The organism is Marinobacter sp. SS21 (genome assembly GCF_028369065.1).
Classification (GTDB): domain Bacteria; phylum Pseudomonadota; class Gammaproteobacteria; order Pseudomonadales; family Oleiphilaceae; genus Marinobacter.
Map to the genome: position 1 here is coordinate 234,325 of NZ_JAQNDA010000003.1, position 16,726 is coordinate 251,050.

Sequence of the window (16,726 nt, forward strand, 5' to 3'; positions counted from 1 at the left end):
TCCCTTCACTCAAAGGTCCTTCGCGAACAGCCGGCGTACCCGCTCCAGATCCGCCTCGGTATCCACCCCCGCCGGGGGCTGCTGGCAGGCTTGGGAAACATGTATGCGCGCGCCGTTAAACAAGGCCCTCAACTGCTCCAGCGATTCGGTCACCTCAATGGGCGCCGGGGCCCAGGTTACAAAATCCTGCAACAATTTGACCCGATATCCATAAATCCCGATGTGCCGGTAATAGCCGATGCTGGTGGGCAACCTGTCCGGCACCGCACCAGCGGACCACTCGTCACGCGCCCAGGGAATCGGTGCGCGGCTGAAATAATGGGCCATGCCGCGATGATCGAAGACCACCTTGACCACATTGGGATTGAATAACGCGTCCGGCTCCAGAATGGCCTCGCACAGCGTGGCGATGGAGGCGTCCGGATGCTGAACCAGGTTAGCCGCCACCTGGTCGATAAGCGCTGCTGGCAACAGCGGCTCGTCGCCCTGCACATTTACAATGCAGTGGTCCTCGGCAAATCCCAGCGTTCGGGCAACCTCTTCCAGGCGATCCGTGCCACTGGCATGGTCCGGGGACGTCATCACCACCTCGGCGCCAAAGTCGGCACAGGCGGCGCGAATGCGTTCATCGTCCGTCGCCACCACGATTCGGGAGGCTCCGCTCTCCGAGGCCCGATCGTAAACGTGCTGTATCATCGGCTTGCCGGCAATGTCCGCCAAAGGTTTACCTGGAAGCCGGGTAGACGCATAACGAGCCGGAATTACAACCGAAAAAGACATACCTTATTCCTGTTTCATCAAGTCACCATCGTCGAGAATCAACGCTTGGCCAGCCGTTCATCGGTGGACAGGGTCCGAGCCTCGACCGCCAGCATCACCGGAATGCCCTCACGAACGGGGAATGCCATGGCGTCGTTGTAACAAATAAGTTCCTGGCGCTCCTGATCGAAAATAAGGTCGCCTTTGCACACTGGGCAAGCCAACATTGCCAACAGTTTTTTATCCATATCTAATCTCGCAGCTCATTCAAAGTAGAGTCACCCTTTTCGGACCCCAGCCCAGACAGCCGGGCCAACAACGAAGTCAAAAAGGCATCCGGCAACTCCGCGGTCACATCCAGGACCCAGGTAGCCTGAGGCGCCAGGGACGCGCACTTCACCGCATCCTTGGCCGTCACCACCAGCACCTCATCCGGCTCCAGCGTCAGATCGGACGGCTTGAACCGATGGTGATCGGGCAAGCCCAGCGGACGCACCTTCGCCCCCAGCTCCATCAGTGTATCGAAAAATCGCTGGGGATTGCCGATACCGGCCACCGCCCGTACCTTACGCCCCTGCAGCCAGCCTGGCGGATGCTGGTCAGAGGAATGCAAATGGCGCAGCCGGCCAGGCGTCAAGGTCATGCAATACTGATGCGGATGATTGAGCGCCAGCGGCTCAGCACCATTGGTGATGACGTAATCCACCGAGTTCAATCGACTGGCGGGTTCCCGCAACGGCCCGACCGGAATGGGAGCGCCATTACCCAGCCCTCGTGCACCATCGAACACCGCCAGCTCGATGTCACGCGGCAGGGCGTAGTGTTGCAGGCCGTCGTCGCACACCAGGATATCACCCAGCCTCTGTTGCAGCGCCCAATGACCGCCTCGATACCGCTTGGGATCGACCACCACAGGACACCCGGTCTGCTGCCATAGCATGACTGGCTCATCACCGGCTTGCTCCGCCGAGATAGCGTCGTTGACCAGCAGTGGGTGGCTGTCGGCCTGGCCGCCGTAGCCCCGGCTCAGGATCACCGGACGCCAGCCTCGTGCTCGCAGTGCGGTCACCAGCCAGGCGGTCAAGGGAGACTTTCCGGTACCACCCGCCGTGATGTTGCCTACCACCACCACGGGCACCGGCAATTCCGACGGCGCGGCGACCGTCAGTAATTTCTGGCGGCGGCGCGCAGATATCCAACGAAACAGCCAGGCCAGCGGCCACAACGGCCATAACGGCCGACCAGAGCCGTACCAAAGGCGATCAACCGGTGCCGTCATACCGATTCGCTGAATTGCATCTGGTGGAGCTGGGCGTAGGCGCGCCCTGCGGCCAGCAGCTCCTCATGAGTACCGGATTCCACGATGCTGCCGGCGTCCATGACCACGATACGATCGGCGTTCTCGATGGTTGACAGGCGGTGCGCAATCACCAGTGTGGTTCGGCCCTGCATGACCGTTTCCAGCGCCTCCTGGATATGACGCTCCGACTCGGTATCCAACGCGGAAGTCGCCTCATCCAGAATCAGCACAGGTGCATTCTTCAGTAGCGCCCGGGCAATCGCCAGTCGCTGGCGCTGGCCGCCCGACAGCATGACACCGTTGTCGCCGATGACGGTATCGAGACCGTCCGGCATCCGGTCGATAAACTCCAGGGCATGGGCCTTGGCGGCGGCCTCCCGGATCTCCTCCCGGCTGCAATCCCGCAAGGCGCCGTAAGCAATGTTCGCGGCGATGGTGTCGTTGAACAGCACCACATTCTGGGTGACCAGGGCGATCTGCCCACGCAGTGAAGCCAGGGCGAAATCGTTGAGCGGGTGGCCGTCGATACAGATCGAACCGCCGGTATGGTCATAGAAACGCGGTAGCAAGCTCACCAGCGTGGATTTGCCACTGCCGGATCGTCCCACCAGCGCCACACTCTGTCCCGCCGGAATATCCAGACTAATTCCCTTCAACACGTCGTCCAGCTGATCACGGTAGCGGAAACTGACGTTGTCGAATCGAATATCACCCCGCACCCGATCCGGTGCAAAGGTGCCATGATCCGCCTCGGGCTCCTCGTCCATGGTATTGAACACGTCGTGGGCAGCGGCCACGCCTTTCTGGATCTTGGCATGCACCGAGGTTACCTGGCGGATGGGCTTGGCCATGGTCGTTGCCGCGGTGATAAAGGCGATCAGTTCACCGGTCGTCATGGTGCCGCGGATCTCTGGCGCCAACATCAACCAAACCAGTGACGCTATGGCGAGCGCCACCAGTACCTGGATCACCGGCACGCTGATCGCCTGGGTGGAGGTCATTTTCAGGCTCTGAGTCAGATTCCGCCGGCTGACCGCGCGAAAGCGGTCTCGCTCATAATCCTCGCCCCCAAAGGTTCGAACCACCCGGTAACCGGAAATGCTCTCCGAGGCAACGTGGGTGATGTCGCCCATGGAACTCTGGATGCGTTTGCTGAGCTTGCGAAACCGCTTGCTGACATAGCTCACGATCAGCCCGATAATCGGCCCGACAATGACGAACACCGCGGTGAGTTTCCAGTTGGTATACAGCATGAAACTCAGCAGGCCGAGGATGGTCAACCCTTCCCGCAGGGTAATGGTCACCGCGTTGGTGGTGGCATCCGCCACCTGCTCAACATTGAACGTCAGCTTCGACACCAGACGCCCGGAGGCGTTGTCGTCAAAGTAGCGGGAAGGGAGCGACATCAGCCGCTCAAACACCTGATTTCTCAGCACATTGATCACATTACGACCAACGTAACTGATAAAATACTGACTCATAAACGTACCGACGCCACGGAACGCGAAGATCCCAACAATTAACGCCGTTAACAGCAGACGGTTCTGGTCGGTTGGGTTCTCGATGGCTTCAATAACGTACTCCATGGCCGCAGCCATGCCTGTGGATGCGGCGGCGTAGATGACATTCCCCACCACCGCCAACGAAAAGGCCACCCAGAACGGACGGACATAGGACAGCAATCGCTTATAGGTCTGCCAGTTGCTTGCAGGCGTCTGGGCTAGGACCAGGTTTGGGTCAAGGTTCTTCACTGCTGCGCTCGGTTGTAATGCTTAGTTTGGCGAATCCCAGGCGGCCGGCAACGTCCATCGCGCGGACCACAAACTGGTGGGGTGTGTTGGCATCGGCAGTAATAATGAACGGCAAGCTGGTGTCACCATTTGCCAATTCACGAATCGCCCGCTCCAGGGTTTCCAGACGGTTGTTCACCAGCGTGCGTTCGTTGACCCGATACTGGCCCTGGGCATTGATGACCACATCTATCTGACGGATCTCGGTTTCGGCCACCTCGCCATCGGCTTCCGGCAAATCCACCTGAAGGTGACTTTCCCGGGTGAAGGTCGTGGAAACCATAAAGAATATAAGTAGCAGAAACACCACATCAATCAGCGGCGTCAGGTCTACACCGACCTCCTGACTCCTCTGGCGCTTGAATTTCACGGCGCTCAGGCTCCTTCCACGTCGATTTCACGGTCACCATGGACAACTTCCACCAGCTTGATGGCTTCCTGCTCCATGCCAACCACCAGTTCATCCACCCGGCGAATGAAGTAGCGATGACAAATCAACGAAGGAATGGCCACGCTCAATCCGGCGGCGGTCGTGATCAAGGCTTCGGAAATACCGCCGGCCAGGTTACCCGCGTTGCCCACCCCGGCCAGCTGAATCTCGGCGAACACCTTGATCATCCCGATCACCGTGCCGAGCAGCCCCAGCAATGGCGTGATGGTTGCCACCGTACCAAGCGGGTTGAGGAAGCGCTCCAGGTCATGGATCACCTGACTGGCCTCATGCTCGATGCTCTCCTTCATGATTTCACGGCCATGCTTGGCGTTCATCAAGCCACTGGCCAGAATTCGGCCAAGAGGAGAAGACCCCTGCAACGCTTTGAGCTTTCGGCTGTTCAGCTCTTTCTTCTTGATCCAGCGCCAGAGCTCGTTGATCGTGTGTTCCGGGGTGATGCGGGACGCCCGCAGCGTCCAGAATCGCTCAAGAATGATGGCGAGGGCGAGAATGGAACAGGCAACAATCGGCACCATCAGGATGCCACCAGCTTTCAAAAGCTCGAACACGCTTGGTCTCCCTGTTTGTTTACAAGCCGCGCTACTTTAGCATAGCTGGGGAGGGAGGCCACACCCGGAATGTCACCGTCCGTGACCGCTCACCACATCCGTCGAATCGACCCAGAACGGAGCGGCTGAACGGCTTTCCTCAACCACCACCTCCAAACCGGAAATCACCACACGCAGGGCACCGGAATAAGCCGTGTTATAACTCTTGCTGCCCGCCGCCCGGTAGCGGTCGACCACCTGGTCATGGGGATGACCGAAGCGATGGCGATACCCAGCGCTAAAAACCACCAAGTCTGGCAGCAGTTGCGCCACCCAGCGCGGTCCGGACGAGGTTTTGCTGCCGTGGTGCGGAGCCAGCACAAGGCGTTGGCCACGTTGCGGAGGGTCAAGCGCACGATAAAGGGCATGTTCAACCAGATAGGAATGCTCGACGTCGCGACTGATATCGCCCGGCAAGATCACTTCGGTGCCGGCGTATCGAGCCGCCAGGACGCAAGACGCGTCATTCCCAGCGGGAGGCCGCCCGTCTGGCGGTTGGTATTGCCAGAGGCGAACTTCCAACTGACCGACCATGAAGACCTGTCCCGATTCGCAGGGCAATACCGGCGGCGAGCGTCCGTCTCGCCAAAGCGATGACACACGCTCGGGCTCACCACTCACCACACGATCAACCGGCAAGGCCGTGAACAACATCGGGAGGCCGCCGGCGTGATCGCTGTCACCGTGACTGATCACCAAATGATCCAGCGTTTTAACCCCCAGTCGCTGAAGATTGGGCAATATCACGCCAGCCACCGCCGAATGGCCCGACGGCGACTCTGGTCCGGTATCGTAGAGCAAGACGGATCGCTCGTGACGAAGCAGGACCGATGTGCCCTGCCCGACGTCCCAGAACCAAATTTCCGGTTGGCTGACGTACTCATTGGCAAGGGGTTGCGAGGACTCCAGCGTCACCCCCACGACAAACCAGACCAACACCGCTGTCGCTGTTGCCAGACGGACTCGCCGATCCGGTAGCACGAGGCATAGCAGCACGGCCAATGCCACCAGCGCTGCCAACACAGCACCACCGCCCAAGTCACTGACCGGCAAGGCCGACAGTCCGGCCAACCAATGCCAGAGCAGGCCCAACACCAGGTCGAACAGACCTCCAACCCAGCCGCTCAGGCCCGGCGCAATGGCCAACACGCAGCCGCCCACCAGCAGTACCGGCATCACGACAAGGGACAACCAGGGAATGGCCACCAGGTTGGCCAAGCCGCTGACCGGTGACGTCGCCTGTCCCGACCACGCAAGCACCGGCCACAGCCCGGCGAACACCGCAAATTGGGCAATCACCAGCGCGCCCAGCCAGGATGCCGGCCGCAAGCGTCGAGCAAAGGCCAGAATCAGGATGGCCACCGCCAGGAATGACAACCAGAAGCCCTGGTCCATCGGCGCGAAGGGATCAAACACCAGTACCAGCGTCAAGGCCAGCAACCATCCAGACCAGGCGCTGACCTGACGCGCCCGAAGTGCCAGCCAACTGGCCACCGCCACCATCGCCAGCGCTCGCCGGGTCGGCACCGTAAACCCTGCCAGCAGGGCAAAAGCCAAGCTGACCAGCAATACCACCCCCACCAGAACCAGCCGTTGCCGGTGCGGGGACAACCAGTGTCTGGGCAGCCAGCGCAATACCCAGCGCACCGCGATGCCAACGAACACCGCGATTAGACCTAAATGCAGTCCTGAAATCGCAACCAGGTGAATCGTGCCGGTATCCTTGAAGACCCGCCAGTGGTCCGGCGTTAACCAGCCCCGGTACCCGATCATTAACGCTTCTGCCAGAGGGTGGTGGTCGGCTGCCATGAGCGTGGCATGGAGACGGTGCGCCAGCGTATTGCGCATACGGTGGTACTGGCACTCTGGCGCACAGGTGGTATCTGCAACGATGTCGATTTGGCGTAGTGTGCCCGTCGCCCGATAGTTGTGGCGGAATAACCAGGATTCGTAACGAAAACCCACCGGATTGACCGATCCATGAGGGCGTTTGAGCACAACCTGGGCTTGCATTCGATGTGGCAGCATCAGGGTGGCCTCTTCGCCATACCACGCCAATCGCAGCTTCCGAGGCAATCTGGATCGATCAGCGACGGAGCCATCCAGTGACAGCCAGCGTTCAACGCAAAGGCTGAACCGGACACTGTTATAAACTCCGGGCGAGGGAATATCACAAAGATAGCCCTCAACCTTCAGCAACCGTCCCTCCAGATCCACAGGCAAGGATCGTTCAAGTCGGTCTCCGGCGGCCAGGGCTGCCCAACCAAGGCCGCCGATCAATGCCGCCATGACCAACAAAGCCCCGCGCAGGGTTTGCATGGCGGAAATGCGGGATGCAACCAGCAGCACAACAAACCCCGTTCCCAGCCACATCAGAGGTGGAATGAAGTCGAGCCAATACAGTAATATAACGCCGCATGAAAAAGCGGTAATCCCTGCCCGCATGTATGAATCCCCGGACAATCCGTGTCCGATGCATGGTGTCCCGTCTGGTTAATTCGTTAACCTACTGAGCCAATGAGGCCTCAGCGTCACGCAGTCGGTTAACGAATTAACCAGACGAGTCACTAGAGTTGAAGAGTTCTGCTCCTATACTTGAGTGGACCCCAATATCCGTAAATGGAACAGGCAGAACTTCCAATGCCGAAGCAGTTCATGAAACGATACCTGCCCACGCCGGATAGAGTCCGCTCCATCCAGGCGCTGCACTTTCTGGGTGATATCCTTCACGAACCCAACCTGTGGCACATCAACCGCCATTGTGTCGCCCGCGCGATCCTGATCGGAATCTTCTTCTGCTTGATTCCAATGCCGTTTCAAATGGTTGCCGCCGCGTTCTGCGCCATTTGGTTCAACGCCAACCTGCCGTTGTCAGTGGTGCTGGTCTGGATCAGCAACCCGCTCACCATGCCACCGCTGTTTTATTTCAACTATAAGGTGGGTGCCTGGCTGCTGGACCGGCCGGTGATGCACTTTCAGTTCGAGCTGTCCTGGGGCTGGATCAGCGAAAGCCTGGTGGAGATCGGCATTCCGCTGTATTTCGGCTCCCTGATTGTGGCGACCCTGGCCAGCTGCCTCTGCTATCTGTTCATCCAGTACCTGTGGCGGCGAAGAGTCCGCGCCCACTGGCGTGAACGACAGCTGAGACGATGCCAGCGCGAAGGCTGACCGCTGCCCTCATCCGGCAGAGGCTACCGTCTCCAACCGCCCTTGCTCCAGCCGCAACACCCGCCCTAGGCTGTTCGCCATTTTCAGGTCGTGGGTGACCATGACAAATGCAATACCCAGCTGGTCCCGCAGCGACTCAATCAGTTGACGCACGCTGTCGCCGGTGTGCTCATCCAGATTGCCGGTTGGCTCGTCCATCAGGACGCACTCGGGCTCATTGACCAGCGCCCGGGCTATCGCCACCCGCTGCCGCTCGCCCCCGGAAAGCTCGCCTGGCTTGTGCGCCAGGCGCTGATCCAAACCGACCCGAGCCAACAACTCGCGAGCCTTGTCCGCAGCGGGTTGGGCTGACATGCCGCCGAGCGCACAGGGCATCATCACGTTTTCCAGGGCACTGAATTCTGGCAGCAAATGGTGGAACTGGTAGACGAACCCCAGATGTCGGTTGCGAAAACGCGCCCGACCGGCTTCGCTCATACGGTGAATGTCCCGGCCGCAAATCTCGATGTGACCGGACGAGGGCCGGTCCAGCCCCCCCAACAGGTTCAGTAATGTCGTTTTACCCGCGCCACTGCTGCCAACAATGGCAACGGTCTCTCCGGGTGATACCGTCAGCGAAATGTCGGAAAAGATCGTCAGCTCGGTGGGCCCTTCTTTGTAGGTACGGGTCACCCCGGAGCAGCAAATAACCGGCACACCCGGCACCGCGTCCTGTCGTTGATTATTCATATCGCAGGGCCTCCGCAGGATCGACCCGGGACGCACGCCAGGCCGGATAGATGGTCGCCAGCAAGCTCATCAGCAAGCCGGCACCGCTGATGATGCCAACGTCGACCCACTGTAACTGGGACGGCAAATAGCTGATGAAATACACATCGGCGTTGAGGAACTGATGCCCCATCAGGCGCTCGACCCAGCCGATAAAGTCACTGATGTTGTAGGCCCCAACCACACCCAGCAAGGTGCCGACCACGGTACCGACCATGCCGATGACCGCCCCCTGTACGATGAAGATCCGCATGATGCGTCCGGGGGTTGCCCCCATGGTGCGAAGGATCGCGATATCGGACGTTTTATCGGTGACCACCATGACCAGCGTGGATACGATGTTGAACGCGGCCACCGCCACGATGAACATCAGCAACAGGCCAATCATCGTTTTTTCCATACGGATCGCCTGGAACAGGTTGCCGTGGGTACGAGTCCAGTCGGAAACGAAAAAACGCCCTCCCAGAGCCATGGCGGCTTCCTCGGCCACCCGGGGCGCCCGAAACAGATCGTCCACCAGCAGGCGCACGCCGTGGGCCAGGCCATTGGTCCGCATCAATTTGGCGGCGTCATCCATGTGGATCAAGGTGTAGTTGCCATCCAGCTCGGCGCCGACACTGAACACCCCCTTCACGGTGAAGCGCTTGAGACGGGGCAACACACCCGCTGGCGTGACTGAGGCTTCCGGCAACACAACCGTCACTTTATCCCCCACCTGCAACCTCAAACTGGCCGCCATCAACCGGCCGATGATAATGCCGAACTCACCGCTGCGAAGGTCGTCCAGGGCACCTTCCACCATATGATTCTCGATGATGGACACCTGGCGCTCTTCCTCGGGCAAAATACCGTTCAGCAGAACCCCCCGTACGTTGCCGCCGCCGGTAATCATGCCCTGGCCCTGGATGAACGGAGCCGCGGCCCGAACCTCAGGGTGTCCACTTACCGACGCGTCCACCGCTTGCCAGTTGCTAAGCACATCGTCGCCGCGGATAACAGCATGGGGAACCATGCCCAGAATCCGCTGTTTCAATTCCCGATCGAATCCGTTCATCACGGACAATACGATAATCAGAACCGCCACCCCCAGCATCAGACCGATCATCGAGGTCATGGAAATAAAGGAGATGAAATGATTTCGACGTTTGGCTGCGGTGTACCGCAACCCGATATAAAGTGACAGTGGTCTGAACATGTGGCGGAGCCTGTTTACACCTTGATTGGGTTTAGCCCGCTGTCGGCTCACAGTCCGGGCGGAAGCTGCTAAACTTGTGTAACATAACAAAAAACGTGGAGCGATCATGGCTGAAGCCCCGTCCAACGGGTCACTACCTGACCGACGAGACTATTTCCGCATTCAAGACCGAATCGGTCTGGAGATTCGGAAGTTGGAGCCTGGACATTCCGGCCTCAACGACCCGTTCAATGAAGGGCACCTGAACGGCCTCAGGGACGAACTGCGACGACTGGACCAGGACATTCGGCTTCACCTGGCCAGTCTTGCCGAACAAGATCGATTGCTGACTACCCTGATCAAATCCCTGAATGGGAAGCTCGATACGCTGGCGCGCATTATGGCCTTTGAACAAAATCCGTTGCAACAGGAGCAATGGCAAGATGTTACTCTTAGCGAAGGAGGCATCGCCTTTTTCATCACCGGCACGGCCTACCAGGCCGGCGATCAGCTGGCGGTCAGAATGACCCTGCCGCCCGAGCTGTTCAGGCCGCAGGCGGTGGCCGAAGTGATCGATGCCATACCCGACCGCCAGGGCGGCAGTCGCATCCGCACGCAATTCACCTCCATTCACGACAGTGACCGGCAACAGATTGCGCGGCATGTGATGAAATGGCAGGTTCGGCAGCGCAAGAAAAATTAAAATCGCCCGAGAGCGAATAACACAAAAAACTGCAGGAGTATCGCCCCCATGAGCAAACAGCTAACTTCCGGACTGATTGGCCTGGCCGGCGCCCTGGCGCTGAGTGCCTCCCTGGCCACCCCGGTGGCCGCCGAAGAGGTCCGGGTTCCGGTCATGACTCAGGCCGAACGCGGCGCCACCAACCTGCCCCGGACCGGCCAGAGTCAGGCTGCCGTTCGGAACAGCTACGGCAATCCGCAACAGATTTCCGGGCCGGTTGGCGAGCCACCGATTACCCAGTGGCACTATCCGGAATTCACGGTTTACTTCGAATACGATCACGTCATTCATTCGGTGATGAAACCCAAACGGTGAGCCGTTACAAATCCGCTCCGAGCGTAACAAAAAAACGGTTCCGGAACTCCTGACGCACGGCTCTGGAGCCGTTAGAATGTCAGCCCTCCAATACTGCTTAATGAAGGTGGTTGCGATTTGAGCCCAACATCCTTAATGCCTGCTGAGTGGGCGCCACAGCAGGCAGTTATGCTCACCTGGCCTCATGCCGGTACAGACTGGTGCGACATCCTTGACGAAGTGGAGCCGGTGTTCTTTGACATCGCCAGGAGCGTTCTGAGATATCAGAACCTGATCGTCAGCTGCGAAGACGCCGATCAACTGGCTCGGGTCGAATCCACGTTGCAACAAGCCATCCAGGCAGAGGAACTGTCGGGACGGCTCACGACCATTTCGGCTCCGGCCGACGATACCTGGGCCCGAGATCACGGCCCGATCGCCGTCAAGGGACGCCACGGCCTGGCGCTGCTGGATTTCAGCTTCAATGCCTGGGGCGGAAAATTCCCCCATGCCAAGGACGACCAACTGAACCAACGCCTCGCCAATGCCGGCGGATTCGGTGCGTTACCGTTGCAGGCAGTCAATCTGGTACTGGAGGGCGGCTCCATCGAGTCCAATGGCGAAGGTACCATTCTGACGACCAGTGAATGCCTCCTCACCCCCACCCGCAACCCCAGCCTCGACCGGGCAGATATCGAATCCGCCCTCGGCGAGCATCTAGGTGCGAAGCGGGTGCTCTGGCTCAATCACGGTTATTTGGCCGGTGACGACACCGACAGCCACATCGACACCCTGGCCCGCTTCTATGCGCCGGACGGCATCTGTTACGTTAGCTGCCCGGACCCAGGCGATGAGCACTACCCCGCCCTCAACGCCATGAAAGAAGAGCTGGAGCAGTTCCAGCAGGCGAATGGTCGGCCTTTCCAGCTAACGCCACTTCCCTGGCCGGAAGCCATCTACGATGATGACGGCGAACGGCTGCCAGCCACCTACGCCAATTTCCTGATCATCAATCAGGCCATCCTGCTGCCGATCTACGACGTACCCCAGGATGGCGAAGCCATCGAGATATTGGCCGGCCTGTTCCCTGAACGGGAAATCATCCCGATCAACTGTCGCGCCCTGATCAAGCAACATGGCAGCCTGCATTGCGTGACCATGCAAATTCCCTCGGAGTAACACGATCTTGACCACTGCTTCTTCCCAATTGCGGGTCGCTGCCGTACAGCAGGCCTGCAGCGCTGACAAACAGCAAAGCCTGGCCACCAGCGAACGGCTGGTACGACAGGCCGCGAAAGAAGGCGCCCAACTGGTGGTTCTGCAGGAACTGCACGCTACGCTGTATTTCTGCCAGTCCGAGGACACCGCCATCTTCGAACTGGCCGAGCCCATTCCGGGTCCCAGCAGCGAACGGCTGGCGGCGCTGGCCAGAGAGCTTGGTATCGTACTGGTTGGCTCGATTTTCGAGCGTCGGATGAATGGGGTTTACCACAACACAGCAGTGGTCTTCGATTCTGACGGCAGCCTCGCGGGCCTGTATCGCAAAATGCATATTCCCGACGATCCCGGGTTCTACGAGAAGTTCTACTTCACCCCCGGTGACGCCACCCGTAACGACGGCTCCAGCGGCTTCACCCCGATCCAGACCTCGGTCGGCAAGCTCGGCGTGCTGGTCTGCTGGGATCAGTGGTACCCGGAAGCGGCCCGACTCATGGCACTGGCGGGTGCCGAACTGCTGATCTACCCCACCGCCATCGGTTGGGACATGACCGACCCAGAGGACGAAAGAGCCCGCCAGCTGGACGCCTGGGTGACCGTACAGCGCGGGCACGCCGTCGCCAACAACCTTCCGGTCATTGCACCGAACCGTATCGGTACTGAGCCCGATCCCAGCGGCCAGGGCGAGGGCATTCGCTTCTGGGGCAACAGCTTTGTCTGCGGCCCCCAGGGTGAGTTCCTCGCACGCGCCAACCACCAGGGCGAAGCCGTACTCACCGTCGACATAGACACCCGGCGTAGCGAAGCAGTACGCCGAATCTGGCCCTACCTTCGGGATCGACGCATTGAGGCCTACGGCGACATTATGAAGCGGGTACGGGACTGACCAACCAATGAAGAAACTGATTGACGGCGTCGTCGACCAGCTCAACACCATCCTGCTCGGCAAGGAGCAACAGGTACGACTGGCCGTCTGCGGACTGCTCGCCCGCGGCCACTTGCTGATCGAAGATATTCCAGGCATGGGCAAGACCACCCTGTCGCACGCACTCGCCAAGGTGATGGGGCTGAGCTACCAACGTATCCAGTTCACCAATGACCTGCTCCCGGCGGATGTGCTTGGGTTTTCCATGTACGACAAGGAAGCGGGCGCCCTGGTGTTCCACCAAGGCCCCATCTTTGCCCAGGTGGTGCTGGCTGACGAAATTAACCGGGCCTCCCCCCGCACTCAAAGCGCCCTGCTGGAGGCCATGGAAGAACGCCAGGTGTCGATCGAGGGCGAGACCCGCCCTCTGCCACTGCCCTTTTTTGTCATTGCCACCCAGAACCCGGTCGAGCAAGGAGGCACTTTCCCCCTGCCCGAGTCTCAACTCGACCGATTTCTGATGCGCCTGCAGCTGGGCTATCCCGATCCCCGGGCGGAGCGGGAACTGCTTGAAGGGGAAGACCGCCGCGTGCTGACGGAACAGATGCTACCGCAACTATCCGAACAGAACCTGGCGACGCTCCAGGACGGCGTGGACCGCGTCAGCACCAGCCCGCCACTGCTGGACTATGTTCAGCGCTTGCTGGAACAGAGCCGGCGCATGCCAGGCTTGCTCTATGGCCTGTCGCCCCGAGCAGGATTGGGACTGGTCAGGGCGGCGAAGGCCTGGGCGTTGATGAATGGCCGCCACCACGTACTCCCGGACGACATTCAGGCGGTTTTTCCGGCCGTCGCCGGTCATCGTCTGGAACAGGGTGAATCCAGTAAAAGTACGGATCGCGTTCGGCAATTGCTCAGTTCAGTATCGGTCATAGAGTAGAGAGACCGGATATTCCGGCTCACATAGCCAGGATTTATCATCGGCATTAATCAAATCAAATGAGAAGCCGTGCTGGTCGTGATAGGCTTCACCACCTCCAGTTAAAAATACCCTATTCCGAGCGGCGCCCGAGCTCCGCTTCCAGGTTACAGACACCGACTTGAATCGAGAGAAGTGCAATGAGTGAAAGCAAGCATTCCCGACTGATCATCCTGGGCTCAGGCCCCGCCGGCTATAGCGCTGCGGTCTATGCCGCCCGCGCCAACCTGAACCCGACCCTGATTACCGGTATCGAGGTGGGCGGTCAGCTCACCACCACCACCGACGTCGATAACTGGCCAGGCGATAACGACGGCGTTCAGGGCCCGGAACTGATGCAGCGCATGCTCAAGCATGCCGAACGCTTTGAAACCAACATTGTTTACGACTTCATTAACGAAGCCGACGTGCAAAGCCGTCCCTTCCGTCTCAAGGGCGATCACGGCGAATACACCTGCGACGCCTTGATCATCGCCACCGGCGCGTCCGCCATGTACCTCGGACTGGACTCGGAAGAAGCGTTCAAGGGCAAGGGCGTGTCCGCCTGTGCGACCTGCGACGGTTTCTTCTATCGCAAGCAAAAAGTTGCGGTGCTCGGCGGCGGCAATACCGCGGTTGAAGAAGCCCTGTATCTGTCCAACATTGCCGAGGAAGTCACCCTGGTTCATCGCCGCGACAAGCTCCGGGCCGAGAAGATCCTTCAGGACAAGCTGTTCGAGAAGGCGGAAAATGGCAACATTCGCATCGTCTGGGATCACACCCTGGACGAGGTCCTGGGTGACGAGACTGGCGTAACCGGTATGCGGATCAAGAGCACCAAGGACGACAGCACGCAGGAAATCGATCTTGCGGGCGTGTTCATCGCCATCGGCCACAAGCCGAACACTGATCTGTTCGAGGGTCAGCTGGAGATGAAAAACGGCTATGTGCAGATCCGCTCCGGCCTCAACGGCATGGCCACCGAAACCAGCGTCTCCGGCGTGTTCGCAGCAGGTGACGTGGCTGACCACGTCTACCGTCAGGCCGTAACCTCCGCCGGCTTCGGCTGCATGGCGGCACTGGACGCCGAACGTTTCCTGGATCAACAGGACTGACCGCGGCTACACTGAGCTTAAGGGGCTGAAGGCTTCAGCCCCTCTCATTCACCAGCCCGAAGAAGCGGATGGCGACGCTACCCTGGATAGACCCCGACCGTCTCTGGTTCCCTCCGGCTGATCAGGCCTTAGAAGACCCCGATGGTTTATTGGCGCTCGGCGGAGATTTGTCACCGGACCGCCTGGTACTGGCCTACCGCCAAGGCATCTTTCCCTGGTACAGCGACGACCAGCCCATTCTGTGGTGGTCCCCCAACCCCCGCTGTGTGCTTTTCCCCGAAGAGATTCACGTGTCCCGCAGCCTGCGGCGCACGCTCAATCAACAGCGCTTTCGAATTACCGCCGATCAGGCATTCCCAGAGGTTATCCGCCTGTGCGCCGAAAGCCGCCAGGAAGGCACCTGGATTACGGACGAAATGACCGAGGCATACTCCCGCCTTCACCAGAAAGGCATCGTGCATTCCATTGAGGCCTGGAATCAGGATGGCCGGCTCGTGGGCGGCATGTACGGCCTCGCGCTGGGGCGATGCTTCTTCGGCGAATCGATGTTTTCGCTGGAAACCAATGCCTCCAAGGCGTTGATGGTACACCTGGCGGGGCAGCTCGGTGCATGGGGCTACAACCTCATTGACTGCCAGGTTGAAAGCGGTCACCTATTACGGATGGGCGCACGATGCATTCCACGCGCCGAGTTTTTATCTATACTGGAAGCAAGTGTCGACAGACCACCAGTCCAGCGGGATTGGAACTTCCAGTGGCGCTGGACGGGGCCGGAGGCGTGAATGACCAACCTGAAAACCCTGGCGTTCTTTGCTACCCCCCCTCACGACTGCAGTTACCTGCCAGATCGCGAGGCGGTCACCATGTTTGTGGATCCCCGCGCCGACATCAACAAACGACTGTACAGCCAGCTGACCGCCCTGGGTTTCCGACGCAGCGGCTCCCATTACTACCGCCCCCACTGTGAATCCTGCAGCGCCTGTATCCCGGTCAGGCTGAACGCCAATCTATTCCGTCTGGACCGCGGGCAGCGCCGGGTGCTCAGCCGCAATACAGACCTTGATTGCGAGCTGGTGCCAGCGGGCTTTTTCGAAGAGTATTACCAGCTCTACGAGCTCTACATTCAGCAGCGACATGCCGACGGTGATATGTACCCCCCTTCCAGAGAGCAATTCACCTCGTTTCTTGTGGAAGGCGCTACCGACACCCATTTCCTGGAAATGCGCAAACAGGGACGCCTGGTGGGCCTCGCGGTAGTCGACGCCCTGGAAGACGGCCTTTCCGCCATATACACTGTCTTCGACCCGAGCGAGGAACGACGCAGCCTGGGCACCTTCGCCATTCTTTGGCAAATCGAGGAAGTCCGTCGGCGTGGTGGCAGCTATCTCTATTTGGGTTACTGGATCAAAGCCTGCCGCAAGATGAATTACAAGACCCGATTCAAGCCCATCGAGGCGCTCATCGAAGGACACTGGCAGGAACTCGAACCCACGTAGAGGTCGTATCCGCTGGGGGATCACGCTTTCCGACATCA

General features: G+C 59.6%; 18 protein-coding genes. 9 read left to right on the forward strand and 9 right to left on the reverse strand.

What is annotated here, in order from left to right; genetic code table 11:
- Positions 1–9: 9 nt before the first annotated feature.
- From kdsB to N6L25_RS05545, 7 genes are all read right to left on the reverse strand, one after another.
- Positions 10–780: a 3-deoxy-manno-octulosonate cytidylyltransferase gene (gene kdsB / locus N6L25_RS05515; protein ID WP_271978734.1), complete on the reverse strand. Its 771-nt coding sequence runs from the start codon at positions 778–780 to the stop codon at positions 10–12.
- Positions 781–818: 38 nt separating this feature from the next.
- The gene (locus N6L25_RS05520; protein ID WP_271978736.1) at positions 819–1,007 is read right to left on the reverse strand and encodes a Trm112 family protein; all 189 of its coding nucleotides are present in this window, start codon (positions 1,005–1,007) and stop codon (positions 819–821) included.
- Positions 1,008–1,009: 2 nt separating this feature from the next.
- Entirely contained in the window at positions 1,010–2,038 is a 1,029-nt protein-coding gene (gene lpxK, locus N6L25_RS05525) for a tetraacyldisaccharide 4'-kinase (RefSeq protein WP_271978738.1), read from the reverse strand.
- Entirely contained in the window at positions 2,035–3,810 is a 1,776-nt protein-coding gene (gene msbA / locus N6L25_RS05530) for a lipid A export permease/ATP-binding protein MsbA (RefSeq protein ID WP_271978740.1), read from the reverse strand. Before msbA ends, lpxK begins: the two co-directional genes overlap by 4 nt.
- Positions 3,797–4,219 carry an ExbD/TolR family protein gene (locus N6L25_RS05535; protein ID WP_271978742.1) on the reverse strand — a complete coding sequence of 141 codons (423 nt, stop codon included), beginning with the start codon at positions 4,217–4,219 and terminating at the stop codon, positions 3,797–3,799. The genes msbA and N6L25_RS05535 overlap by 14 nt, the downstream gene beginning before the upstream one ends.
- A 5-nt stretch (positions 4,220–4,224) precedes the next feature.
- Positions 4,225–4,851: a MotA/TolQ/ExbB proton channel family protein gene (locus tag N6L25_RS05540; protein ID WP_271978744.1), complete on the reverse strand. Its 627-nt coding sequence runs from the start codon at positions 4,849–4,851 to the stop codon at positions 4,225–4,227.
- Between the two features lie 72 nt (positions 4,852–4,923).
- Positions 4,924–7,335: a DNA internalization-related competence protein ComEC/Rec2 gene (locus tag N6L25_RS05545; protein WP_334312384.1), complete on the reverse strand. Its 2,412-nt coding sequence runs from the start codon at positions 7,333–7,335 to the stop codon at positions 4,924–4,926.
- Positions 7,336–7,530: 195 nt separating this feature from the next.
- Between N6L25_RS05545 and N6L25_RS05550 the strand changes: the two genes are divergently transcribed.
- Positions 7,531–8,058, forward strand: a complete 528-nt coding sequence (locus N6L25_RS05550; protein ID WP_271978746.1) for a DUF2062 domain-containing protein — start codon at positions 7,531–7,533, stop codon at positions 8,056–8,058.
- Positions 8,059–8,067: 9 nt separating this feature from the next.
- Here the strand turns inward: N6L25_RS05550 and N6L25_RS05555 are convergent, their stop codons facing one another.
- A complete protein-coding gene (locus N6L25_RS05555; RefSeq protein WP_271978748.1) occupies positions 8,068–8,787 on the reverse strand; it encodes an ABC transporter ATP-binding protein in 720 nt (239 codons plus the stop codon).
- Positions 8,780–10,021 (reverse strand): lipoprotein-releasing ABC transporter permease subunit, encoded by a 1,242-nt coding sequence (locus tag N6L25_RS05560; protein WP_271978750.1) that lies wholly within the window; start codon positions 10,019–10,021, stop codon positions 8,780–8,782. The genes N6L25_RS05555 and N6L25_RS05560 overlap by 8 nt, the downstream gene beginning before the upstream one ends.
- A gap of 106 nt (positions 10,022–10,127) precedes the next feature.
- On the opposite strand from N6L25_RS05560, the gene N6L25_RS05565 reads away from it, so the two are divergent.
- From N6L25_RS05565 to N6L25_RS05600, 8 genes are all read left to right on the forward strand, one after another.
- Positions 10,128–10,703, forward strand: a complete 576-nt coding sequence (locus N6L25_RS05565; RefSeq protein ID WP_271978752.1) for a PilZ domain-containing protein — start codon at positions 10,128–10,130, stop codon at positions 10,701–10,703.
- Between the two features lie 48 nt (positions 10,704–10,751).
- Entirely contained in the window at positions 10,752–11,057 is a 306-nt protein-coding gene (locus N6L25_RS05570) for a hypothetical protein (RefSeq protein ID WP_271978753.1), read from the forward strand.
- Between the two features lie 168 nt (positions 11,058–11,225).
- Positions 11,226–12,215, forward strand: a complete 990-nt coding sequence (locus N6L25_RS05575; RefSeq protein WP_442915208.1) for an agmatine deiminase family protein — start codon at positions 11,226–11,228, stop codon at positions 12,213–12,215.
- Between the two features lie 7 nt (positions 12,216–12,222).
- On the forward strand, positions 12,223–13,140 hold the full coding sequence (locus N6L25_RS05580) for a carbon-nitrogen hydrolase (protein WP_271978755.1): 918 nt from the start codon (positions 12,223–12,225) through the stop codon (positions 13,138–13,140).
- 7 nt (positions 13,141–13,147) lie between these two features.
- Positions 13,148–14,059 (forward strand): AAA family ATPase, encoded by a 912-nt coding sequence (locus N6L25_RS05585; RefSeq protein WP_271978757.1) that lies wholly within the window; start codon positions 13,148–13,150, stop codon positions 14,057–14,059.
- Between the two features lie 179 nt (positions 14,060–14,238).
- Positions 14,239–15,192, forward strand: a complete 954-nt coding sequence (gene trxB, locus N6L25_RS05590) for a thioredoxin-disulfide reductase (protein ID WP_271978759.1) — start codon at positions 14,239–14,241, stop codon at positions 15,190–15,192.
- Positions 15,193–15,260: 68 nt separating this feature from the next.
- Entirely contained in the window at positions 15,261–15,974 is a 714-nt protein-coding gene (aat, locus tag N6L25_RS05595) for a leucyl/phenylalanyl-tRNA--protein transferase (RefSeq protein WP_271978761.1), read from the forward strand.
- The gene (locus N6L25_RS05600; RefSeq protein WP_271978763.1) at positions 15,975–16,688 is read left to right on the forward strand and encodes an arginyltransferase; all 714 of its coding nucleotides are present in this window, start codon (positions 15,975–15,977) and stop codon (positions 16,686–16,688) included.
- Positions 16,689–16,726: the final 38 nt, after the last annotated feature.